This is a genomic window from Leptolyngbya sp. FACHB-261, from assembly GCF_014696065.1.
GTDB lineage: Bacteria > Cyanobacteriota > Cyanobacteriia > FACHB-261 > FACHB-261 > FACHB-261.
Map to the genome: position 1 here is coordinate 157,445 of NZ_JACJPL010000028.1, position 21,534 is coordinate 178,978.

Here is a 21,534-nt window from a genome sequence, read left to right on the forward strand (position 1 = left end):
CAGGCTTTGTCGGTTTAGCTGTCAATCCCAGAGAGCACTAGCTTACCGATTGTCTTGCCTGATTCGAGTTGCGTATGGGCTTTTGCTAAATTTGCTGCATTGAGCGAACCGAGGCTTTGAGTCATGGTTGTCTTCAAGACATTTTGCTCAATTAATTCTGCAGTTTGGTTCAATAAATCGTGCTGCGATTGTATGTCCTCGGTTGCATACATAGACTTCGTGAACATCAGCTCCCAGACAAAAGTTGCACTCTTGTTTTTGATTAGATTCAGATCAAGCGGTTGTGCTGTTTCGACAATCGAGCAAATCTTGCCCTGTGGCTTGATCACTTCTGCCATGCTCTTCCAGTGTCCATCGGTGTCATTGAAGCACAGGATGTAATCAACCTCCTGAATGTCTAATTTCGCGAGCTCATCCTTTTTTTCACGATGACTAATGCAGTAATCAGCACCCATCTTCTGACACCACTCAATAGTTTCTGGCCTGGATGCCGTGGCAATCACTTGCAGTCCGGCAACCTGCTTGGCTAGTTGAATCGCAATTGAACCAACTCCGCCCGCACCACCAATAATCAGCACGTGACTAGCTTGATTCTTGGCAGTTTTGCTTGGTTCGATTGCCAATCGTTCAAATAATGCTTCCCAAGCTGTGATCGTAGTCAACGGTAATGCGGCGGCTTCCTCAAACGATAGATTGGTCGGTTTGCGGCCAACAATTCGCTCATCCACAGCCTGGTATTCGCTGTTACTACCAGGGCGAATGAGACTACCTGCGTAATACACTTCATCGCCTGGTTTGAATAACTGCACTGCTTCTCCAACCTGCTCCACAACTCCAGCCGCATCCCAGCCTAAAATTCTAGGGGTGCTTTGCTTTTCAACGATGGAAGCACGAACCTTGTAATCGACTGGATTGACAGAGATCGCTTTGACTCGAATGAGTAGATCTCTAGCACCAAGTTGAGGTTGGTCAAGATCGATTTCGGTAAAACAGTTGGGATCACTCGCGAGACGACATTGGTAAACAGCAAGTGCCTTCATGGTTTCTCCTATAGTTTTTCTGGCGAGAGCATAGGGCCTCAAAGCTCAAGCGTGATGCTTTGATTCTGGGAGCTACCTTGGAGATTGACAAGTACGCACATATTTTATGGGTAGTATCAAAAGTTATCCTGTAGAGATGGGGCTGTGCGAGATAGAGAATACAGCCATCGCTATAGCTGTGCTATTGAGGCAATCCTAGAGGTCATTGGTAGACGGTGGAAGGGAGTGATTCTCTGAGCCATGTAGAGGCAATTCAATGGGAACGGTTTTAGACCTTCTGGTTTAAACTTTCTGGAAGTCGGCAGGCACAGCTGGATTGCTCAACAAATATCCTTCCGCCAAGCTTCGATATTGTTCAAGTTGCTGTTGCTGCCAGGCTGAATCCTTCCCTAGTTCCTCGGCCAACAGTTCAACAACTCGGGGAGCTGCCTCCATGCTTGCTCTGGCATTGAGCAGCAGGGCGCGAGTACGGCGGGCAAGCACATCCTCAACGGTACGAGCCAGTTCATAGCGAGCGGCCCAACGAACCTCTGCTTCTCGGTAGGGCAATTGTGCATGGAGCAAGATGTCTGCACCCGGCAGGTCTCGCACAGCTTCAGCATCACTGCCATACATGCCCAGAGGCTCAGCTTCGGGCGTTGCCGTCCAACCATGCAGATGCAAGTTGCTGGTCGTTGAAGCCTGGGCTGGCAGCCTAGCCAGTTGCATGGCTTGATCGACGACATCCTCGCCCATTTTGCGGTAGGTCGTCCATTTGCCACCAGTAATCGTAATCAACCCAGATCCAGACACGCGAATTACATGATCACGGGAGAGAGAGGCGGTTGAGCCAGCCCCAGCGGTTCGCTCGGGCTTCACCAGTGGCCGTTGACCGACAAACACACTCAACACATCTTGTTGAGTTGGCGGGTTAGCCAGATACTGAGCAGCTGTGCGCAGGATAAAGTCAATTTCCTCCTGAAGGGGACGCGGCTCAAAGGCAACGTGCTCGACAGGCGTATCGGTTGTGCCAATCACAACTTTGTTGTGCCAGGGCACCGCAAATAAGACTCGTCCATCTTCAGTGTGGGGAATCATGATCGCACTATCACTAGGCTGAAACCGCTTATCCACGACCAGGTGAATGCCCTGGCTCGGTGAAAGCATATCGGGCACATTTGGGTTATCCATGCGCCGCACAGTGTCAACGAAAATGCCCGTGGCATTGATCACTGAACGCGCTTGTAACTCGAATCGCTCGCCGGTTTCAGTATCTCGAGCAGAGACCCCTGTGACCCGTTCACCTTGTTTCAGTAGACCTGTGACTGGAAAGTAATTCAAGGCGATGCCACTGTAATCTAAAAAAGTACGCAGCAGTGCAATCGCAAGGCGAGAGTCATCGAACTGCCCATCGTGATAGACAATGCCGCCTTTGAGCCCCTGGGGATTCAAGGTTGGCATACGAGCCAGGATTTCTCGTTTACTTAAGAAGTGGCTAGCCCCTAAACCCAGTTTTCCAGCCAGAATGTCATAGACCTTGAGACCTGCCCCATAAAAAAACTTCGACCACCAAGTGTAGGCAGGAACGACAAACGTTAAGTCACGCACGAGATGCGGTGCGTTGCGGCGAAGCAGTCCACGTTCGCGGAGCGACTCGCGGACCAAGCCAATGTTGCCTTGTGCCAGATAGCGAACACCACCATGTACCAACTTGGTAGAACGACTGGACGTGCCCTTAGCGAAGTCGTATTGCTCCAAAAGTAGAGTTTTATAGCCACGATTGGCTGCCTCAACCGCAGTTCCTAAACCCGTAGCGCCCCCGCCAATTACGATCAGATCCCAAACATCAGGTTGACGAAGGGCAGCGATCAAATTCTCACGATTGATTAGTGCGTTCATAGTCAGTTTCCTGAGACGATTGACGTGTTCATAAAAGTCTTTGCAGCGAAGTCTTTACCGTGGCAGCTTAGCGAGAATGGTGTTTTTCATAGGGGCAATCACAAGGGATTACCCCTGTAAATTTCATTTGGGCTTCATTCAGGCAGCTTTGAATTAGGACGAGATCTGGGATGAGATCATTTAGACCACTTCCTGCCATCTCGCCCGCTCGACAGCCTGACGCCATGAGGCAAGCAAGGCATCGCGCTGGTCGGTGCTCATATTTGGTTCAAAGCGCTTATCGACTTGCCATTGCTTAGCGATTTGTTCTTCACTCTGCCAATAGCCAACGGCGAGCCCTGCCAGATAGGCAGCTCCCAAAGCCGTTGTTTCTGTCACCTTAGGACGCACAACCGGCACACCCAGAACATCAGCTTGGAACTGCATCAGCAGATCGTTACGCGAAGCGCCACCATCCACCCGCAACTCAGAGAGTGCCAGGTTAGAGTCTTGGCGCATAGCATCGAGCACATCTGCGGTTTGGTAGGCAATGCTTTCTAAGGCAGCACGGGCAATGTGACCACTAGTCGAGCCCCGTGACAGGCCGACAATCGTGCCACGTGCGTAACTATCCCAATGCGGCGCACCCAAACCGACGAAGGCAGGCACAAAGTAAACCCCGCCATTATCGGGAACGCTCAGGGCCAGCGGTTCAACATCTGCACTGTTCTTGATAATGCCTAGCCCATCGCGCAGCCATTGCACCACGGCTCCTGCAACGAAGACACTGCCCTCAAGCGCGTAGTCTATACGGCCATTAATCCGCCAAGCAATTGTAGTGAGCAGTTTGTGGTACGACGTCATCGGCTTGCTGCCAGTATTGAGCAGCATGAAGCAGCCGGTGCCGTAGGTGTTTTTGGCCATGCCGCGTTCTAGGCAAACCTGACCGAAGGTTGCTGCTTGTTGGTCCCCAGCAATACCAGCAATCGGCAAGCGTGCGCCTAGGATGCCCTCGCCAGTGTAGCCATACACCTCCGAAGAGCTGCGCACCTCAGGCAAGAGAGAACGGGGGATATCCAAGATCGAGAGCAACTCGTCATCCCACTCGCCAGTGTGAATGTTAAACAATAAGGTTCGGCAGGCATTTGTCACGTCCGTGATGTGCAGTTCGCCATCAGTCAGTTTCCACACCAGCCAGGAGTCAACCGTCCCGAACGCCAGTTCGCCTCGCGCCGCTTTTTCACGTGCTCCAGGCACCTGATCGAGTAGCCACCTTAGCTTTGTGCCACTGAAATAGGCATCGATAATTAGACCTGTTTTGTTTTGGAACGTTGGCTCGTGTCCGGCAGCTTTTAGCTGGTTGCAGTAGTCCGCTGTGCGGCGATCTTGCCAAACGATAGCGTGATGAATTGGCTGACCCGTTTTTCGGTCCCAAACAACGACTGTTTCGCGTTGATTTGTGATGCCAATGGCAGCAATATCACTGGCCCGGATGCCAATGCGAGCCAGCGCTTCGCTGGCGACACCCAGTTGAGAGGACCAAATCTCATCGGCGTCATGTTCAACCCAACCGGGTTGCGGAAAAATTTGCCGGAACTCCTTCTGACCAGTCGTGAGAATATCACCGTTTTGGTTAAATACAATCGCTCGTGAACTAGTAGTGCCTTGATCGAAAGCCAGGATGTACTGGGTCATGTATACCTCTTATTTCTTACAGTGAGCTATTGGCAAGCTGATTATTGACAAGTTGACTATTGGTGAATCTGCTCCATTTCCTGCCTATAGACTTGTCTAGCCTGGGCACGGCTGAGCGCCCGACCAATCAATGAGTCGTAAATAACCGCACCGATTAAAGCTCCAATGATTGGGGCAATAATTGGCACAATCCAGACGTTACTGCCAATAAAGCCGTTGTTTTTAAAGCCTGCAATCACACTAAATAGGCGTGGACCGAAGTCGCGAGCCGGATTGATCGCGTAGCCATGCATCCCGCCAAAACTGATGCCAATGGCAACCACCACTAAGCCCACCATGAATGGTCCTAAGTTCGCACCTGGAGGGGCGTTATTCTTATCGCCAATCGCCAAAATTAGACCCATGAGCAATGCTGTACCGACAACTTGGTCGATGAAGCCTGGCCAGAAACCAGGGACTGCTGGGAAGGTCGAGAACACCCCTGCTGTATGCTCCAAAGTCGGATCAATCTGTATCCATTTGGCGTAGTAAACCGCGAAGACAATCGCGGCACCAGCAAACGCACCCAGGAGTTGCGCCAGGATGTAATATCCACTTTTCGCCCAGGGAAAGCGCCCAGTAGCGGCGAGGGCAATCGTAACAGCAGGGTTGAGATGGGCACCGCTCACAGTCCCCGCGACATAAACCCCCATCATGACAGCTAGTCCCCAGCCCAAAACGATATTGGTATACCCGCCCTTAATCACCTCAGCAGGAATGACAGGCGTGCTGGGAAACAGGGTAACCATTGCAACGACACCCAACCCAAAGAGGATGAGCACCAGGGTGCCGAGAAATTCTGATACAAACTCTTGACTTCTCTTGAACCTCATCACGTATCTCCTTTGAGGTATTTATTCTGAAGAATTAGTCAAAGCCAAACTGACGGGTGACCAACGGAAGCGGATGGTGAGAGCCCATCGGCGACCCTACTCTTCCTGGCATCACGCTTAAAAATGCCTATATTCGGACGATATCCCGACCTGAACAACACGTCAATGGCTCTGAACAAATGTTCAAGCTTGAGGTAAAACGCTGGTCAGTGGGGTGGAGGCCAGCCTGCAATAAACACTCGGAGCCGCTGTCAGCAGGCCACCCAGAGGAATGTTAAGCAAGATTACAAGAATAGGTCGAAGTCCGGTTGCCCAGCTCCCAGGACTTAATTTAGATAGCTAGGCTTGGATCACTGAGCCCTGTTCAGCCGGTGCCACTGCTTTGAGATCCAACCCGAGCAGTGAAATTGAAGCTAGATATTTGTGTTCTGATTTATGTATTCTGATTTATGCTTTTCTCAGCTGTTATTTGTAGACTGAGGTTGTAATTCTGTGCCCTGGTAGTTTCACAAGTCATGATTTAAACAACTAGTTAATCGACGAGTTAATCAACTAGTCTCTGTGGATATTGCCATTAGCTAACGTCCTTTTGTATCCCTACCTATCGCTACATCGTTGTATGATTTTGGCCGGTTCAATCAGAACGCATTATGAATTATGCTGAAGACCAAAGTACGCTTGCCGTGCAGGTTGCACGACTGTACTATTACCAAGGTTTGACCACTGAAGGCATCGCCCAAGAGCTAGGACTTTCTCGACCAAAAGTGTCGCGTCTACTCGCTCATGCTCGACAAAGTGGGCTAGTCGAAATTCGAATTCACGACCCCCAAGAGGGACCTCAAAAACTTGAGCACGATATCCAGCAGCGTTATGGTATTTCCCAAGTCAAGGTGGTAGCTGTGCCCCCCAATTCCGATGAGGAGGAGTGGCTGCAACGCGTCGCAACATTCACTGCCAATCATCTCAATGGGCTCATCCATTCAGAAATGGTCGTAGGCCTGGCTTGGGGAAATACGCTCGATGCCATCTCCCGTCAACTGAACCCTAAACGCTGTACTAACGTAGATATTGTTCAACTTAACGGCTCAGGCAACGTTTACACGATTAGCAATTTTTACACTAGCGAGATCTACAGCCGCTTTGCTCAAAATTACGGTGCGCGGGCCCATTTCTTCCCTGTACCTGCATTTTTTGACTATCCAGAGACTAAGCAGGCCATGTGGCAGGAGCGCTCAGTTCTGCGTCTCATTGAGCTAACAGAGCGAGCCAATCTCTTGGTGTACAGCGTTGGTGCAGCAGGCGCTCGGGTTCCCAGCTACGTCTATGCGGAGGGCTATTTAGAAGCTAAGGATTTTGAAGAACTTGACCGTGAGGGTGTGGTGGGCGACATTGCTACCGTCTTTTTCCGCAAGGATGGCACTTATCAAGATATTCCCTTAAATAAGCGGGCAACCGGTCCAAACCTTTCACTTTTCCAACAAGCAAATCACGCGTTATGTGTCGTATCAGGTTTAGGGAAAGCTCGTGGGTTGCATGCGGCCCTAATAGGGCGCTTCATGAATGAGTTGATCGTTGATGAACCGACTGCCAGAGCTTTACTACAGTTTTAATAGGAAGTTTTAATGAGAAGTTCTGATTGAGTTGCGTTTTCAACGGGACAAAAAGCCCAGCCGTGAGAGGATTTCAAGGCGTCTTGTACTAAAACAGCAGCTCTCTCCAGATGAAACCTCTACCGCAGATACCGGAGGCCGTACCGGTTCGAGAACCCCACCAGAAACAATGGGCTAGGCTACTCCTGGTCCTGGTTGCCTTTTTGCTCCTCCGCTTAGCCTTTTGGTTTGGAGCCTTTCCCAACCCAGACGAAGCCTACTATTGGCTTTGGGGACAGCATCCTGCTCTCTCTTACTACGACCACCCACCCTTGCAAGCTTGGGTCGAGGGCCTTTTTACAACCTTGCTGGGTCGCTCCAAGTTTGCCTTGAGGCTGCCAAACTTGCTAGCTAACGCCGTTTTTTTCTACACCTATTATCGAATCGTGGGCTACCTCTATGGCGAGAAAGCCAAAAGCTATTTTGGGGTGATTCTGCTGTCAGTCCTGGCAACTCCCTTATATTTTTTGTTCCTAGCCTTAGCTTGGCCCGATCACTTACTGATTACATTGACCTTGGTTTCAGCTCACCTGCTGATTACTTTTTTAGATGCCTACAAACAGCAGCAGCAAGGCCTCGAGTGGCGTCTTTATGGGGCTGCTGCTGCACTCGGCTTGGCTGGTCTGACCAAGTACAATGCCATCCTGGTAGGGCTAGGGTTTCTGACTGCTATTCTAGCTGACCGGGATCTGCGTCCCCTGCTGCGCAGTCGTCATTTCTATATTGCAGTGGCAATTGTTGCCTCTGCTTGCTTGCCTATTTTCTTATGGAATTATGCTAACGACTTTCAATCTTTTCACTACTATTTCACTCGTGTGAGCGATGGAAATAAATTTCAGTTTAGGGTCAGTCAAACCCTAGGTTTTTTGTTATTTTCAATGCTCATGCTCTCTCCTATTCACAGCTTTGGCTTGTTCACTGGTTTGAGACATTCCCTTAGCTCAAATCCGTCTGACTCAGTTTATCCGGCTGTCACCTTCTGGGTATTAATTGTTTCCACAGGAATTCTCACTTTAGTTTCGCTAGTTTCTACAGCTCTGTATTACTGGAACATCACTGCCTATTTGCTCTTATTTCCTTTACTTCCCACTATCTTTTTCAATCGGGCAGGAATCTTTATCGGTAGACGGTTATTTTGGAGTGGGCAAGCCTATGGACTTCTATTTGCGGTCCTATTGGTGATCCACTACGTTTTGCTTCCCTTCTCGACGCTAGCTAGCCAGACGGCAGATCCAGACTCACGGATGCTGTTTGGCTGGCCAGAAGTTGCCGCAGTCGTTAATGAAGCAGCCAGAGAACTGGGTGAGAACTCGTTTTTGCTCACCACTGACTACCGTTCTGCCTCGGCTTTAGCCTACCAACTCAACGAAAAAAATGTAACTGTTATCTCAGAGCGACTGGATCAATTCGACTTTTGGTACAGCGGTGACCAAGCCCTCCGGGGCAGGAACTCTGTGATTTTGGCCGATGACTGGCATCCTGCTGACCGGAAAGTTTTGGCACTGTTTCAGACAACCTCATTGCCCTTAAGGGTTCCAGTCAAACGGTTCGGAGTTTGGATTAAAAACTACTACGTGATCAAGGGCTATCACTTCCAAAAAGGACAAGTCTGAGTGCAGGCCAAGGCCTTTGCAGCCAAGGCTTTTCTAGCCCAGTGCATCAGTTCTTCGCCACTCTAAAGCCCTAAAGAACTGATGCTACAATAATTTGATGCCCATCTTGCTACCCCGATGAGCGGCGTTACCCTGACCCTGTTGCATCCTACTCACGGCACTCCCATTCAGACTTGGACATTTGAGGATGCCGGATTAATTCGCATTGGTCGAGGATCGCACAACGACATCGTAGTCAGTAGCTCCGAAGCCTCACGAGAACATGCAGAATTGCGTCGCTGTGAGTTCTACTGGGAACTAGTTAATTTAGGCAGAAATGGAACATTCGTTAATGGTCAGCAAGTCACCCAAATTCGTCTAGTTGACGGGGCTTTAATTAACTTATCAAAATCCGGTCCAGCTCTTCAATTTCAAACTGGAACTACCTCTGAAAATCTAACCAGTTTGCACACTTCTTTAGCTTTACCGACACCGGAGCTGTTCATCGAAATTGATGAAGCTGAAAAGCAGCAACAGGTGGCGGAAATTGTTGAGATGGAATATTTTCAGGAGTTGGAGCAGAGAGCTGAGGAACTCAGGCGAAGCATTGAAGCTGAGCAGTTAGAATTCGAACAATCATCAGCGGTATTGCCTGAAGAGCCTGCTACTCATCCTCCACTAGAACCCAGCCCTTTCAATCTAGGAGAGCAGTTTACGCAGGGCTTTGTTGCTCCAACCCAAGCCAAAACATCTGGTCCACCTAGTTTCACTCCTAATTCGAAAGGACAGCTGCTGAGTGAAAGCTTCGTCAAGCTTTGCACCCGAGATTTGGCTGACTTAATTGGCCCGATTGCTAATTTCCTGGTGAAGAAAACCTTGGCCGCCAATCCTCAAACTTCCTCAGCAGAGCTTGTGGAGGCCTTAGCTGCTGAGATCCCGGATCCTCAAAAGGCAATTGAGTTTCGCCGCCGCTTACTCGCCTGAGCCAAACTCAAGATATCCAAGATCAAAATATCCAAGATGGCGTTTGAATGCGAGAACGCTTGCAAAAAAAGGAATGCCCTACCTTTAAGGCAGGGCTTTTAGATCGGAAGTAGAACGGAGAGTGTCATTGCTTCTTGCAATGCTGCCGCAGTATGGTTTCGCGTTACTCCAATTGCCGAGCGGCCAGTCTGGCAAACGTCCCTTCTTGCTTGACCAGCTCGTCAAAGGTACCGACTTGCATCACTCGACCGGCTTCGATTACATAAATGCGGTCAGCATTGCGAATTGTGCTCAGCCGGTGGGCGATGACAACGCGAGTAGCCTGCATGCGACTCAGGCTCTCTGTGACAATTGACTGGGTTCTGTTGTCCAAGGCACTGGTTGCCTCATCCATCAAAATTAGCTTGGGTTTCAGGACCAAGGCGCGGGCAATGAGCAGTCTTTGCCGTTGCCCCCCGGACAGGTTGGTTGCGCCCTCACTGATCACCGTATGCATGCCCATCGGCATCTGCTTGATGTCATCGGCAAAACCGGCACTGTAAGCAGCCTCCCAGGCTTCATCCATGCTGATCAGAGCACCGCCTGTGATCAGTTCAAAGATAGAGCCTGTATTGATTCGGCCATTTTGCAATACCACCCCTAATTGGCGACGGACGGCAGTCACATCCAACCCGTTCAAGTCTTGACCGTCGTAGTAGACCGTGCCGGAGGCAGGTGTTTCAAAGCCTAGGAGCAAGCGAAAGACAGTGGATTTACCGCTACCGGAGGGGCCCACTAAGGCAATGAATTCGCCCGGCTCTGCATGCACGCTGACATCATCCAGGGTCAAGGGACCATCTTCGCGGTAGCGGAAGGTGATGTGCTCCAGCGCCACTCTGCCCGTTAGTCTGCCAGGGTCGGCCATGCTGGGGTCAACCTCAGGCTCAGCCTGCACAATCGTTTGGGCACGCTCCCACAGGGGCACCACGGCTAAAACATCAGTCAGGGTATTGCTTAGGCTGGTGGCTCCGCTAATGAAAATGCCAAACGCTGCATTGAAGGCCAGAAAAGAACCAGCCGTCAGGCCAGCAGTGCCTTGACCAGGGGCCTGTTGCATAAACAGAATCGCGAACCAGAATAGCAAGACCGAACTGATCGTGGGCAGCGTTTCATTGAACACAGAGAGGCTGTCGTTAATGCGCTGAGCTGCCGCTTTCAGTTTTTTCTGTTGACTGTACTGCCGCGCCCAATAAGCGAAGGCACGTCCTTCTGCAGCAGCAACCCGCAGCTTAGCCACGCCATTAATTAACTCCACAGTCAGTCCCAGCAGCACACCATCCATCTGCTGCAAAATCCGAGTTTTGCGCAAAATCAAGCGGCTAGAAACGGTGGTGACCGTGATCGCGACAGCCGCCAAAGCACTGGCAATCAGAGCCAATTGCCAACTGTAGACAAACATCAGGCCCAGATTCAGCAGGGCAAAAACCCCGCTGAACAGGGTGCGCTGCGTGGCGCCACTGAGGGTGCGCCGGATCTGACCCACTGCCAGGACGCGAGATTGAATATCCCCTGAGGAGTACTGTCTGAAGAACGAGGGGCGCAACCGCAGCAGGCTGTCCCAGACAGCAGGCTGGAGGGCTGAGTCGGCAGCAGTTTCTACCCGCAACGTGAGGATGCCTCGGGCTAGACCAAAGGCTGCTTGCCCAAAGGCGACTGCGAACAGGGCCAGACCAATTTGGAGGATCAAGCCGCGATTGCCGTCGGGAATGGCATTGTCAATCAAGATCGCGGTGGCCTGAGGCGTCAGCATCCCCAGCAGAGTTGCCGCCAGCCCAGCCAGGATCACAAAGAACAAATCCCGTTCGTGACCCCTGACGCCAAACTTAAACAGATCTAGAGCCTGTTTAATGCGGCCCGACAAAGGCCGGTAGAACATATAGGCTTCTGGTGCTAGCGCCTCTGCCACTTGTGCATTGACCGGTGTGCGCCGGTACTCGACAGGGTCGAATTGTTCATAGCGGCTCCCAGCAGTAGGCAACAGCGCAACAGGACGCTGGTCACCCCGGGTATAAGCCAGCAACGGCCCATTGTCCCGTTGCCACCAGTTGCCCAGCAGCAGGACGCGGCGAGTGCGGATGCGGGAAGCGCGGGCGATGGCTTCCAGGGGCTCCCTCAGCCTTGCAAAATCTTCAGAGCGAGCGGGTGGACAGATCTCTATGCCCATTGCCTTGCCCACCGCTCCGGCAGCCACGAGGAGTGGTGGTCCTTCCCGACGAAAGTCGGCGCTTTGGGGATGCAGAACGGAGACCAGATCGCCCAGAGCCGCTTCGGTCACCTGCTGGTTAAGACCTTCCCGTTCCTGAAACCTTAGAAATTCTGCTTGCAAGGCCTGCTGCTCCAGCAACACCAGACTGTGCAAGATCCGAGCATGCAATTGGCTGAGCCCCGCTAGCAGCAGGTCAAAAGATTCAATCGCTGTCGTGTCTGCGGTAGCTAGCTCAACTGTGTCTTCTGCTTCTAACCACATGCCTGTTCCCAGAGGCACCAAGCCAGTAGCGGCGTCCAGGCTGATTTCCGGCATCCCTAGCCAGCGCACCTGTCCCTGCTGTAGCTGCACCCAGCTAACGGTTCCAGGCTTGGCCTGCAAAGTCTGGCCCGCAACCAGCGACAGATAATGAGTGCCTGCCGCCTGCAGACTCGATGGGGGAGGGGTGAGGCTAACGAGGGCCGAGCCTAACTGATGGATCCAGGTCTCCAGCAGTGCTGCCTCAGACTCCAAGTTGAGCGCTAACGCTTCTGGGGTCTCTAAAGACAGTTGCAAAAGTTCCGTTTCCTCCAGGGCAACGGCCAGCAAGCTCCGCTCCTCGCCAGCCTCCAGGTAAGGAGCAGTTCCGAACAGAGCTTCACCTGGAGCCGCAGTGAACAGGTAGTGGCGGGCTCCATCTGGAACGCCATCATTAAAGCGAACTGTGAACACAGCCATCGCACCCGACTGAAGCAACCAGACCGTTTGGGGGTCGTCCAGAAGCAGGGGGGCGTTGCCTCTCAGTCGGTGCTGCTGTCCTTGAGAATTTTTATCGGCGGTTAGTTTAAGCATTTTCATTAATCTCTTACGGCTTTTCCCTATGCCATTCCTATATCTCTTGCCTATGTTTCTTGGGGTGCCTATGTTTCTTGGGGAGCTTCGTGGTTGTGGATCAACCGACTGTAAGCTCCTGGCTGCTGGCTCAGTTCTTCATGGTTGCCACGTTGCACTACTTTGCCGCGCTCGAAGACGATAATTTCATCGCAATCGCGAATTGTGCTTAAGCGGTGGGCGACAACAATGCAGGTGCAACCCCGCCGCCGCAAGTTGCGGTCAATAATCAGTTCGGTTTCCGCATCGAGGGCACTGGTTGCTTCATCTAGAACCAGGATCGAAGGATTGCGCACCAGGGCTCGGGCGATCTCTAGGCGCTGCCGCTGCCCGCCACTGATGTTGGCTCCGGCTTCAATCAGTTCGGCGTTGTAGCCGCCGGGCATGTGCAGAATCAGGTCGTGAATGGCCGCATCTTTGCAAGCTTGGACCAGATCTCGCTCCGGCACCGTGTGATCCCAGAGGGTCAAGTTTTCGCGGACGGTGCCGCCGAACAGAAAGATGTCCTGCTCAACCATCGCGACAGAGTTGGCTAGAACTTGGCGGGGAATTTGCGTTCTCGGTCTGCCGTCAAACAAGATCTCGCCGGACCAGGGTTCGTACAGGCCACACACTAGTTTGGCAAGGGTCGATTTACCAGAGCCGCTACCACCTACGAAAGCCACACGCTGCCCCGGCTTGACCGTCAGGCTGAACTGCTCAATCAGAGGGGCATCGAGATGGTTGTAGCCAAAGGTGATGTTACTCAGCTCGACGTAGCCCTGCAAGCGGAAGGAATTAACCGCCACTGCGGTACTGGTCTCTGGTCGGGTTGACTCTGGATCGATGGGGTTATTTAGGACATCATCCAGGCGGTTCAAATCGCCCTCGAGTTCTTGAAGTGTGCTGCCGAAGTTCACTAGATTGTTGACAGGGGTGAGAAAACTTCCCATCAAACTTTGAAACGCAACCAGCATACCAATCGTGAGATCACCGTTGATTACACGTAGACCTCCGACCGCCAAAATTGACATGGTGGTTAGCGCATTTAACAGCGAGGGCAACGCAGACAACACCTGATTTTGCAGGCCCAATTCTTGTTGCGCGTTGACTGCCTTAGCGTAATATCCAGCGAACTTGGAGAAGATGTCAGATTCCAGTCCCGACGCCTTGACAGTTTCCATGGTTTGGATGCTGCCGATGGCGATGCCGTAAACTTTGCCGTATTCCTGCGCTAGGCGGATGTTGGCATCGACGCGGGTTCGAGATAACGACTGGAGGGCAATGAAGTTTACTACCGCAAACAGGACGCCGATCGAAGTTAGAACCCAGTCATACTGAAGCATGACTATGACATAGAAGCCCATCATGATCCCATCGATCACTGTCGTTGCCAATCGCCCCGAAAGAATCTCAGCGACCTTATCGTTTAAATCAGCGCGGCTGCTAATTTCTCCAGCAAAACGTTGAGCATAAAAGCCAACCGGTAAGCGCAAGGTATGCCAGAGAAATTGGCTAGACATGCCCACCGAAAGCTTGAGCATCAAGCGACGCAAGTAGTGCAATCGCAGTTGCGCCAACAGCGCCCCCAGCACCGCTGTAATGATCATGCCGAGGATCAGCGGGCGCAGCCAAGTTTGGCGACCTTGGATTAAGACTTCATCGACAAAAATCTGGGTAAAGGTTGGTACTGCCAATCGAGGAATGGTTAGCAGCAGCCCGGCCAGCACACAGTAAAAGATGGCACCGTGAGCTCCTTGCAAACGCTGGCCCAGCGACGAAAAAATGCTGGCTTTCCGCCCGCCCTTCTTGAAGTCTGGTCCTGGCTCCAAGACTAGGGCAACGCCTGTGTAAGCCTCACCAAATTCCTGAAGTGAAACGGTGCGAGGACCTGTGGCAGGGTCGTTGAGATAGACCTGATCAGAATCGAATCCTTCAACCACTAAGAAGTGATTGAAATTCCAAAACACAATGTAAGGAGGCTTCAGCTCCTGAAGGACTGCTAGCTCTTTTTTAAAACCTTTCGCCTGTAGCCCATAATTGCGAGCGGCCTTCAAGATATTGGAGGCTTTACTGCCATCTCGCGAGACACCACAGGTCCGACGCAGTTCTGGTAGTGGCACCAGCCGCCCATAGTAACCGAGCATAATGCCTAGAGCAGCGGCACCACATTCCACGGCCTCCATCTGCAAGAGTGTGGGCGTTTTAACTCGGGTACTTTTTTTGAGTTTTAGCAGTGGAATAAAGGCGACTGCCATGATAGTGCTTAACCTCCGAATCGGAGTTTATGATTAGCGGTTTGTGAAGAGCCTGCCATGATTCTGATGACTAGTAGCGAGCAGCGCTAGTAGATACCCGTGGTCGAGCGCAGGAGAGGAATGATGTAAGCAATGGGAGCTTGTTCATCCACTTTGACCCGGACCAAAGTTGTGGTTCCAGAGGTTACTTGGAGTGGAGGGCCATCGGACGAAGACCAACGATAACCACTTTCAGTTGAAGGATCTTCTTGAAGTTCAGTGAGCACTTCGACTTGAGCGCCAAGACCCTCTGGCATTAAGCTTTTGACGATCGCTTCGCTACCGACCAGAGCAACAGCGCCCTGAGCTGTAACGGGGAATGACGAAACGTTTTTTACTCGGCCTAAAATACCACCGAAGCGCTCACGTTTCACCGTGTTCGGGGTGATTTGCATCGACATTCCCGGCTTAATCTGCTTGCCATCTCTGACTGCGAAATAAGCGACATTGGTCAGCTTGCCGTTGGGATCTTCTGCATCAATCGAGCCTAGTCGAAGACCTGGGGTTAGAACTTGGCCCGGCACAGCCGCAATTTCTAGAACGCGGCCATTGTATTCACTGACAATCGAGCTCTTGCCTTTGAGTTGCCCTTCCAAACGGGCAATATTGCGCTGAACCTCTTCAATTTGATTTTTGCGATTGGTCGAATTCTCAAGATTTTGTTGAGCCAGTTGCGCGGCTTTACTGTCCAACTCGCGTAACTGGGCCTGAAGATTGGTAATCGTGCTTAGGTTCTGTAGATACTGCCGTTGCGCATCTGCTTCTTTGACATCCAATTGCTTGAGCTGTGATTCAGCATCAGAGATGTTAGCGAGGCTACCCAAATATTCCTGCTGAGCCTGAAGTACAACGTCCGCTGGCACTGCTCCCTGTTCAAACAGCCCCTGACGGTTGTCCCAGCGCTTCTTCAGCGTTGGCGATAGCTCTTGGAACGTTTGTAAACGTTGCTGTAGGCTCTGACGATTTTGCTGAACGGCGAGCAGACCTTTCTCCCTCAGAATCGGGGTTACAGACTGGGTAGCTTGCAAGCTTTGCTGAAGGGTCTGGCGCTGCTGCTCAATTGTTTTTTGGTCTAGATCAACTCGCTGGCCTTGAAGCGAATTGGCATCGCGGTCCTGCCCTTGCAACTGAGCCAATTTGGCCCGTTCCAGTTCTAGTTGCTGGCGCAATTCGGTTTGATCAATCGTTGCTAGTACTTGTCCCTTGCGAACCGGGTCCCCACTTCGAACTTTGAGTTCTACTAACTGACCCTCAATTCCAGACTGGAAATGTACAACTTTACTCGGTCGGATCAGAACTCCCTGACCCTCAACCGTGATTGGAATCCGTCCTACAACGCTCCAAGTTACCGCTGCGATCACCAGAACACCTGAAGTGGCTAAAGGCAACCAGGCTTTGGGGCCAATAACCTGCATGAGCTGATCAAGCCGCTCAGGTGAGGACAGGCGCTCTAGAGATTCTTGACGGAATAAATTAGGTCCTTGAGTCATGTTGACACCGCCATTATCAATTCCAAAATAGAGTGAACCATGATGATATTTTTGAGCCAGAAAATAGGATCGGAGAGCTTAAGCGCCTTTGACATTCAGACGTCGCAGCAACCAGTCAAATCGATTGCCAGCCAAGGCAAAATTGTCTAGCGTATGCAAATCGAGTTCGCCTTCATATTCCACGTCTTCGTTCAAGCTTTGGCCACTGTCATATACCCGTCTGGCGTAGCCTAAACGGCTGACCATTCCTCGCAAACGATCTGAGATCAAGATGGCGATAACTCGATAGAAATGGGAGGCAAAGACCACGTCTTCCTGTAGCTTGATCGCCAGTTGTTGCTGGGGAATCATTAAGACAATTGAGTCTCTTAAGGCTTTGACCGTGGTCGCGGGCAAATGAGCGTCTACAAAATGCATTTCTCCAGCAATGTCGCCCCGCAATAATCTGGCGATTTCTCGGCCCGGCGCTTCACCCTCCTCTATAGAGGCGAAGACAAGCGCCAAGGGATTGTCCTGCTCTTCCTCAGAAATGGAAACAGCCATCGCGCCATCAAGCAGGATATATAGCCCATTGACAGGTCTTCCCTTGCTAATTACTGCTGTGCCCGCTGGAATCTTTTCGCGACGCCCAGTTGAAATCAACCAGTCGATGTCGCTGTCACTCAGTTCCCCAAACACAAACAAAATTTCTCGGAGCGGGGAGCCTTGGGAGAACCGATTGTTGCCTAACTCACGGATGATTGAGCGCAGCCGATCGGAAAGGACCCCAGCCACAGCTCGATAGAAATGGGCCGCAAAACTCACATCCTGTTTCAGTTTTGCCACTAAAGGCTGTCGAGGGATCGCCAGCACCAGTGACTTTTGTAGGGCCTTTAGGGTGAAAGCCGGTGGGCGGCCATCCAGAAGACATTCCTCGCCGACAATCTCACCGGTTGCGAGCCGAATGATCTCTCTACCAGTTGCTTCACTCCCTTCTAAAGCTGAAAAAGCAAGGGCTAGCGGATCATCCGCAGTGGCGGTGTGGGCAATCGTTGCAGTTACAGACCCTTCAAGGATGATGTAGAACTCATCGACGGGTTTCTCCGGTTGGACCAAGATCGTCCCGGCAACAATCTCCTCATGACGACCGATCGTGATGAGCCAGTCAATATCACTATTTTCTAATTCTCTCAGTAAAACTTCCGTCATAGCTTGCATCACCTTACGTTGTGTCAAGAGGTTGTTCCCGTAAAACTTCTCCCAGTAACCAGTCCCAATCAATCAGCCCTAATCAACTAGCCCTGTCCGGCTCATAATGACTGGATTGTTTGATTAACGGTGCCCTGTAGCCGGTTCGAAAGTAGGATTGCCATCGCTCGATAGAAGTGAACGGCAAATTTCATATCCCGTTGCAATTTGATGGCCAACTGCTGTCGGGGAATGGCTAGAACGAGTGATTTCCGTAACGCTTTAACGCTAGCAGAGGCAGGAGCAGTTTCTAGCAAAGATCGCTCTCCTATAATCTCACCATTTGATAATCTGGCAACCTCCCATTCTGTAGTCTCGTTGTCTTCTAGGGCAGAAAGAGCCAAAGCTAGCGGATCATTCCTTTCAGCCTGAGAGACAGTAACTGTCAAAATTCCATCTAAGACAATGTACAGTTGATCAATAAATTTCCCTTGCTGAATCAGGATTGTACCGGCAGCTACAACTTCTTGCTGCCCCATCTCAATCAGCCAATCAATATCACTGCGATTCAAGCCTCTTAGTAGAACCCGTGCCATAATCCCATCACCCTAGAGCATATTTATTGTCTGCGTTGTGTCAGCACTAAATTGGTTAGCGGCCCGGCCACTTGAACTTGGAGAATACAGAAGCCTCTTGAAGTTTTCTGTCTTCTTCGCGCAGTTGATTGGCAACCTTACCTATTTCTTGAGTCAGCAAGTGATTGGGATAACGTAGACAGAAAAGATCACTGCTTGCCAAATGCATCATTTCGTCGCAGTTGGGCAAAATTCCAGCAACCGGGATATTGTAGGCTGTCTCTACCTGCCGCCGAACAGACGCAAAATCAAGGCTTTGCAACGCTCGATTAACCACGAGCAACACCTTCGGCACCTTCAATTTGCGAGCTAACTCAACGGTCACGGCAGTTCCCTGGAAGTCTTGGCGATCGGGACGCAGAATGATCACCAGGGCATTAGAGACGGTGATTGAAAGTAAGGTTTCCTCGTTAATGCCAGGGTGAGTGTCGATGAACAGGTAGTCCAGTTTGAGAGCTCGGATTAAGTTACGAAAGCCATCATTGAGCAACCGTACGTTGTAACCTTCCCGTAAAACGCGAGCAATCTCACCGACTTTAATGCTGGAAGGAATTAGAAAAACGCTGCCTTTGGCATTCTTGACTTGAGTCGGAGTCACATCATAAGCGCTGTCTTGGATGGCACAACGGCCCCACAGATAATCGTTTAAGGTGAGATTGACTCTCTTTTCATCTAATCCAAACAGGACATGGATCCCTGGTGATTGGATATCTGTATCAATGATCCCTACGCGGTAACCAAAACTGGCAATGGTCGTTGCTAGGTTAGCCGTCGTGTTCGATTTACCAGTTCCGCCCCGAAATGAGTGAATAGATACAATCTTAGACATAGCGTACCTCTCGTGGTAAAAAAGGGAGTCGCGGGTCAGGAGCAAAGGCCCAGAGGCAGTGTTCTTAAAAAAAGAGAAAGAAAAGAATAAACGCTATCTTAAGAAATGGGGCTTTAGCCCTTCCGGTAGCCCCCCTAACAAAACGCTCAGGGTGACTCTGCTAAGCAATTCTTAAGATCGGGCTTATGCCAGGCTTAAAAGATGAGGTACTACTTCAATCAGCAACTAGTGAGTTGTCAGTCTAAGAAGTATCACACCTTGGGCCGCTTTCCTATGTCTGCTTCTTAACTTTTCGTGTCTTTGGCTGTGGTTCTATCAGACAACAACGGACTCAATCCTTTGAACCTTAGGCTCAGTAGAACCTTGCAGTCGTGGAAAACACCAAAATCAGCAACATTAATGGATGGCATATTTTTAGTTTTCTTTTGGTGTTGTTATTCTCCTGTGTCACTAGATTGAGCCTGGGAAGGAGTGCTTCTCGGCCCCTTGAGCCTTTCACCTCCTTCGTAAGCTTCAGAGGTCTGCCTTTGCTTTTTTATGCAGTTGGTCCTTTCAAACCCTGGCCTTGGCCCTTCTGAGTCAACTTCGCCGGTAAGGATGACCTTGCCTGTCTGTGTCTGCTGGTGTTTGGGTCCCTTCAAGTCAGCCTGCAAGCGAGACACTGCGTTCCTGACTCTCCCCTTACAGGGCACTTACAGGGGGAACTTACAGGGACGTCTGTAAGGACGGTAGAATCCCGACATACCAATTCATGTGAGTCTAGGCGCTAGTTATGTGATCGATCACCCATTGCCCCACCCTGAGCCTACGGCGCAAGCAACTTCAGGAGATCCTGACCTGAGGCATGGGTCTAGCGGTACAGCCCCCGTCCCCTTTCAGTGGAATTTGTCCTAGATTCCAACGTCAGTACCGGTGGTGTCTTTACGTCTTTGTTTGCAATGATCTAAATGTTATGAGAGTCGTTGAAAATGTCGATGCGATACCTGAGCCAACACATTCTCAATCGATCTGATGATCTTTCACTGACTTCTTTAAGATCCTCACGTCGCTTGTTCCTTCTGCAACTGTTCCTTCTGTCGGCTTGCGGCACCAAGGCTACATCAGGGCGACGTGAACGGATCGTGGTTGGAGTGGTTAGCTACGATCAGGGGCAGCAGATTATTACGCGCTACACCAAATTCAACGACTACCTGGGCCGAGAAACTCAATCGCTAATTGAGTTTGAGCCCGCCTTCAATGAGAACAAAGCGCTAGAGCGAATTCAGAGCGGCTCTTGGTCGCTGGTTTTTGCACCTCCGGGTTTAGCGGCAACTGCCATTGTTCAACACCAGTATTTACCTCTTTTCCCACTCATCGGCGTTAGTAATCTTCGCTCGGTTTTGGTTGTCCGCCAGGACAGCCCTATCCAGAACTTGAAGGAGTTGGCGGGTAAGACCGTGGCTCTGGGGCAGCCGGGCTCAGCGACAGGCTACTACTGGCCCATTTACAACCTTTATGGTTTAACCCTCGGGGAGATCCTGTTCGCCCCTACCCCCAAAGCAGTTTTGGAGTTGCTCGACCAGGGCAAGGCAGTGGCTGGCGCGCTCTCGTTAGAAGAGTTCAATGCCTATCGCTCACAGTTCAGTCAGAATAAGTTCCGAGTTCTTCACACAGATCCCCACAGAGTTCCAGCTGGTGCTGTTCTAATCGGGCCTACTGTGGAGCGCAACCGCCAAGAACAGATCCGTAAAGTGATGAGTGAAGTTCCCTCGGTTTTGTCTCAAGAGGCGGGATACGTTCCCAATGGCGATGTCCCAGACTATCAATACATGATTTCTGTGGTTCAGCAAGTGGCTCCGATAACAGCTAACGTCCGCAAGAAGCCCGCTAATCTGTTTTGACGGTCTCTCTATTGTTTAGTTATCTCTGGCTGGGATAAGTTCTCTCAGCCAGTAAATCTATGAGCTTCTAGGTTTTTAAGCGGTTTGCAGAAGAAACTTTGTGCTCGGTGAGGCATCGAGTGCATAAACAGCAAAAGCTTGCCCTCTGTAGAAAGTGAAGCGGTTAAAACACTCTGCTTCAAATAACCTCAGACAACTGCACTCTCTACCACTTCCAACTAGGAGCAATCCAATGAACACTGAATTAAGCCAAGCCCAAAGCGTTGAACTGTCTGATGCTGAACTCGAAGGCGTTGCTGGTGGCGTCGCTCTCGGTAATGCAACTGGTGATGCTTTCGCCTTCGGTCAATTTGTAGCGGCCACTGACGTTAACAACGAAACCTTCGCTATCTCAGCTGGTGGCGTCAATGCTGCTGGTTCTAAAGGTAACTCTACCTCCATCGCTGCTTAAGC

15 protein-coding genes are annotated in these 21,534 nt (G+C 51.0%); 5 read left to right on the top strand and 10 right to left on the bottom strand.

The window, feature by feature from the left end; genetic code table 11:
- Positions 1-14: 14 nt before the first annotated feature.
- The 4 genes from H6F94_RS24545 to H6F94_RS24560 all read right to left on the bottom strand — a co-directional run bounded on the left by H6F94_RS24545 (position 15) and on the right by H6F94_RS24560 (position 5,464).
- On the bottom strand, positions 15-1,040 hold the full coding sequence (locus H6F94_RS24545) for a zinc-binding alcohol dehydrogenase family protein (protein ID WP_190804911.1): 1,026 nt from the start codon (positions 1,038-1,040) through the stop codon (positions 15-17).
- A 282-nt stretch (positions 1,041-1,322) separates the two neighbouring features.
- On the bottom strand, positions 1,323-2,918 hold the full coding sequence (locus H6F94_RS24550) for a glycerol-3-phosphate dehydrogenase/oxidase (protein ID WP_190804912.1): 1,596 nt from the start codon (positions 2,916-2,918) through the stop codon (positions 1,323-1,325).
- A 180-nt stretch (positions 2,919-3,098) separates the two neighbouring features.
- Complete coding sequence (glpK, locus tag H6F94_RS24555; RefSeq protein ID WP_190804913.1) at positions 3,099-4,592, bottom strand: glycerol kinase GlpK; 1,494 nt, start codon at positions 4,590-4,592, stop codon at positions 3,099-3,101.
- A 56-nt stretch (positions 4,593-4,648) separates the two neighbouring features.
- On the bottom strand, positions 4,649-5,464 hold the full coding sequence (locus tag H6F94_RS24560) for an MIP/aquaporin family protein (protein ID WP_190804914.1): 816 nt from the start codon (positions 5,462-5,464) through the stop codon (positions 4,649-4,651).
- Between the two features lie 650 nt (positions 5,465-6,114).
- Here H6F94_RS24560 and H6F94_RS24565 point away from each other — a divergent pair.
- The 3 genes from H6F94_RS24565 to H6F94_RS24575 all read left to right on the top strand — a co-directional run bounded on the left by H6F94_RS24565 (position 6,115) and on the right by H6F94_RS24575 (position 9,689).
- Positions 6,115-7,074 carry a sugar-binding transcriptional regulator gene (locus H6F94_RS24565; protein ID WP_190804915.1) on the top strand — a complete coding sequence of 320 codons (960 nt, stop codon included), beginning with the start codon at positions 6,115-6,117 and terminating at the stop codon, positions 7,072-7,074.
- Between the two features lie 110 nt (positions 7,075-7,184).
- A complete protein-coding gene (locus H6F94_RS24570; protein WP_190804916.1) occupies positions 7,185-8,726 on the top strand; it encodes an ArnT family glycosyltransferase in 1,542 nt (513 codons plus the stop codon).
- A gap of 117 nt (positions 8,727-8,843) precedes the next feature.
- On the top strand, positions 8,844-9,689 hold the full coding sequence (locus H6F94_RS24575) for a DUF8082 domain-containing protein (protein WP_190804917.1): 846 nt from the start codon (positions 8,844-8,846) through the stop codon (positions 9,687-9,689).
- A 163-nt stretch (positions 9,690-9,852) separates the two neighbouring features.
- Here the strand turns inward: H6F94_RS24575 and H6F94_RS24580 are convergent, their stop codons facing one another.
- From H6F94_RS24580 to H6F94_RS24605, 6 genes are all read right to left on the bottom strand, one after another.
- On the bottom strand, positions 9,853-12,765 hold the full coding sequence (locus H6F94_RS24580; protein WP_190804918.1) for an NHLP bacteriocin export ABC transporter permease/ATPase subunit: 2,913 nt from the start codon (positions 12,763-12,765) through the stop codon (positions 9,853-9,855).
- A 68-nt stretch (positions 12,766-12,833) separates the two neighbouring features.
- Entirely contained in the window at positions 12,834-15,041 is a 2,208-nt protein-coding gene (locus H6F94_RS24585; RefSeq protein WP_190804919.1) for an NHLP family bacteriocin export ABC transporter peptidase/permease/ATPase subunit, read from the bottom strand.
- 86 nt (positions 15,042-15,127) lie between these two features.
- On the bottom strand, positions 15,128-16,570 hold the full coding sequence (locus H6F94_RS24590) for an NHLP bacteriocin system secretion protein (protein WP_190804920.1): 1,443 nt from the start codon (positions 16,568-16,570) through the stop codon (positions 15,128-15,130).
- A gap of 78 nt (positions 16,571-16,648) precedes the next feature.
- Positions 16,649-17,785 (bottom strand): cyclic nucleotide-binding domain-containing protein, encoded by a 1,137-nt coding sequence (locus H6F94_RS24595; RefSeq protein ID WP_199320646.1) that lies wholly within the window; start codon positions 17,783-17,785, stop codon positions 16,649-16,651.
- 74 nt (positions 17,786-17,859) lie between these two features.
- On the bottom strand, positions 17,860-18,333 hold the full coding sequence (locus H6F94_RS24600; protein WP_190804921.1) for a cyclic nucleotide-binding domain-containing protein: 474 nt from the start codon (positions 18,331-18,333) through the stop codon (positions 17,860-17,862).
- Positions 18,334-18,388: 55 nt separating this feature from the next.
- Complete coding sequence (locus H6F94_RS24605) at positions 18,389-19,201, bottom strand: MinD/ParA family ATP-binding protein (RefSeq protein ID WP_190804922.1); 813 nt, start codon at positions 19,199-19,201, stop codon at positions 18,389-18,391.
- A gap of 968 nt (positions 19,202-20,169) precedes the next feature.
- Between H6F94_RS24605 and H6F94_RS24610 the strand changes: the two genes are divergently transcribed.
- Together H6F94_RS24610 and H6F94_RS24615 are read left to right on the top strand one after the other, a co-directional pair.
- Positions 20,170-21,081, top strand: a complete 912-nt coding sequence (locus tag H6F94_RS24610) for a phosphate/phosphite/phosphonate ABC transporter substrate-binding protein (RefSeq protein ID WP_242041397.1) — start codon at positions 20,170-20,172, stop codon at positions 21,079-21,081.
- A 232-nt stretch (positions 21,082-21,313) separates the two neighbouring features.
- Positions 21,314-21,532: a hypothetical protein gene (locus tag H6F94_RS24615; RefSeq protein WP_190804923.1), complete on the top strand. Its 219-nt coding sequence runs from the start codon at positions 21,314-21,316 to the stop codon at positions 21,530-21,532.
- Positions 21,533-21,534: the final 2 nt, after the last annotated feature.

What these genes read in the sequence shown, in the direction of transcription:
- H6F94_RS24575 (WP_190804917.1), top strand. Translation starts at nt 8,844, where the DNA reads ATGAGCGGCGTTACCCTGACCCTGTTGCATCCTACTCACGGCACTCCC.
- H6F94_RS24585 (WP_190804919.1), bottom strand. Translation starts at nt 15,041, where the DNA reads ATGGCAGTCGCCTTTATTCCACTGCTAAAACTCAAAAAAAGTACCCGA.
- H6F94_RS24605 (WP_190804922.1), bottom strand. Translation starts at nt 19,201, where the DNA reads ATGTCTAAGATTGTATCTATTCACTCATTTCGGGGCGGAACTGGTAAA.
- H6F94_RS24550 (WP_190804912.1), bottom strand. Translation starts at nt 2,918, where the DNA reads ATGAACGCACTAATCAATCGTGAGAATTTGATCGCTGCCCTTCGTCAA.
- H6F94_RS24560 (WP_190804914.1), bottom strand. Translation starts at nt 5,464, where the DNA reads ATGAGGTTCAAGAGAAGTCAAGAGTTTGTATCAGAATTTCTCGGCACC.
- H6F94_RS24590 (WP_190804920.1), bottom strand. Translation starts at nt 16,570, where the DNA reads ATGACTCAAGGACCTAATTTATTCCGTCAAGAATCTCTAGAGCGCCTG.
- H6F94_RS24610 (WP_242041397.1), top strand. Translation starts at nt 20,170, where the DNA reads ATGTCGATGCGATACCTGAGCCAACACATTCTCAATCGATCTGATGAT.
- H6F94_RS24615 (WP_190804923.1), top strand. Translation starts at nt 21,314, where the DNA reads ATGAACACTGAATTAAGCCAAGCCCAAAGCGTTGAACTGTCTGATGCT.
- H6F94_RS24565 (WP_190804915.1), top strand. Translation starts at nt 6,115, where the DNA reads ATGAATTATGCTGAAGACCAAAGTACGCTTGCCGTGCAGGTTGCACGA.
- H6F94_RS24570 (WP_190804916.1), top strand. Translation starts at nt 7,185, where the DNA reads ATGAAACCTCTACCGCAGATACCGGAGGCCGTACCGGTTCGAGAACCC.
- H6F94_RS24600 (WP_190804921.1), bottom strand. Translation starts at nt 18,333, where the DNA reads ATGGCACGGGTTCTACTAAGAGGCTTGAATCGCAGTGATATTGATTGG.
- glpK (WP_190804913.1), bottom strand. Translation starts at nt 4,592, where the DNA reads ATGACCCAGTACATCCTGGCTTTCGATCAAGGCACTACTAGTTCACGA.
- H6F94_RS24545 (WP_190804911.1), bottom strand. Translation starts at nt 1,040, where the DNA reads ATGAAGGCACTTGCTGTTTACCAATGTCGTCTCGCGAGTGATCCCAAC.
- H6F94_RS24580 (WP_190804918.1), bottom strand. Translation starts at nt 12,765, where the DNA reads ATGCTTAAACTAACCGCCGATAAAAATTCTCAAGGACAGCAGCACCGA.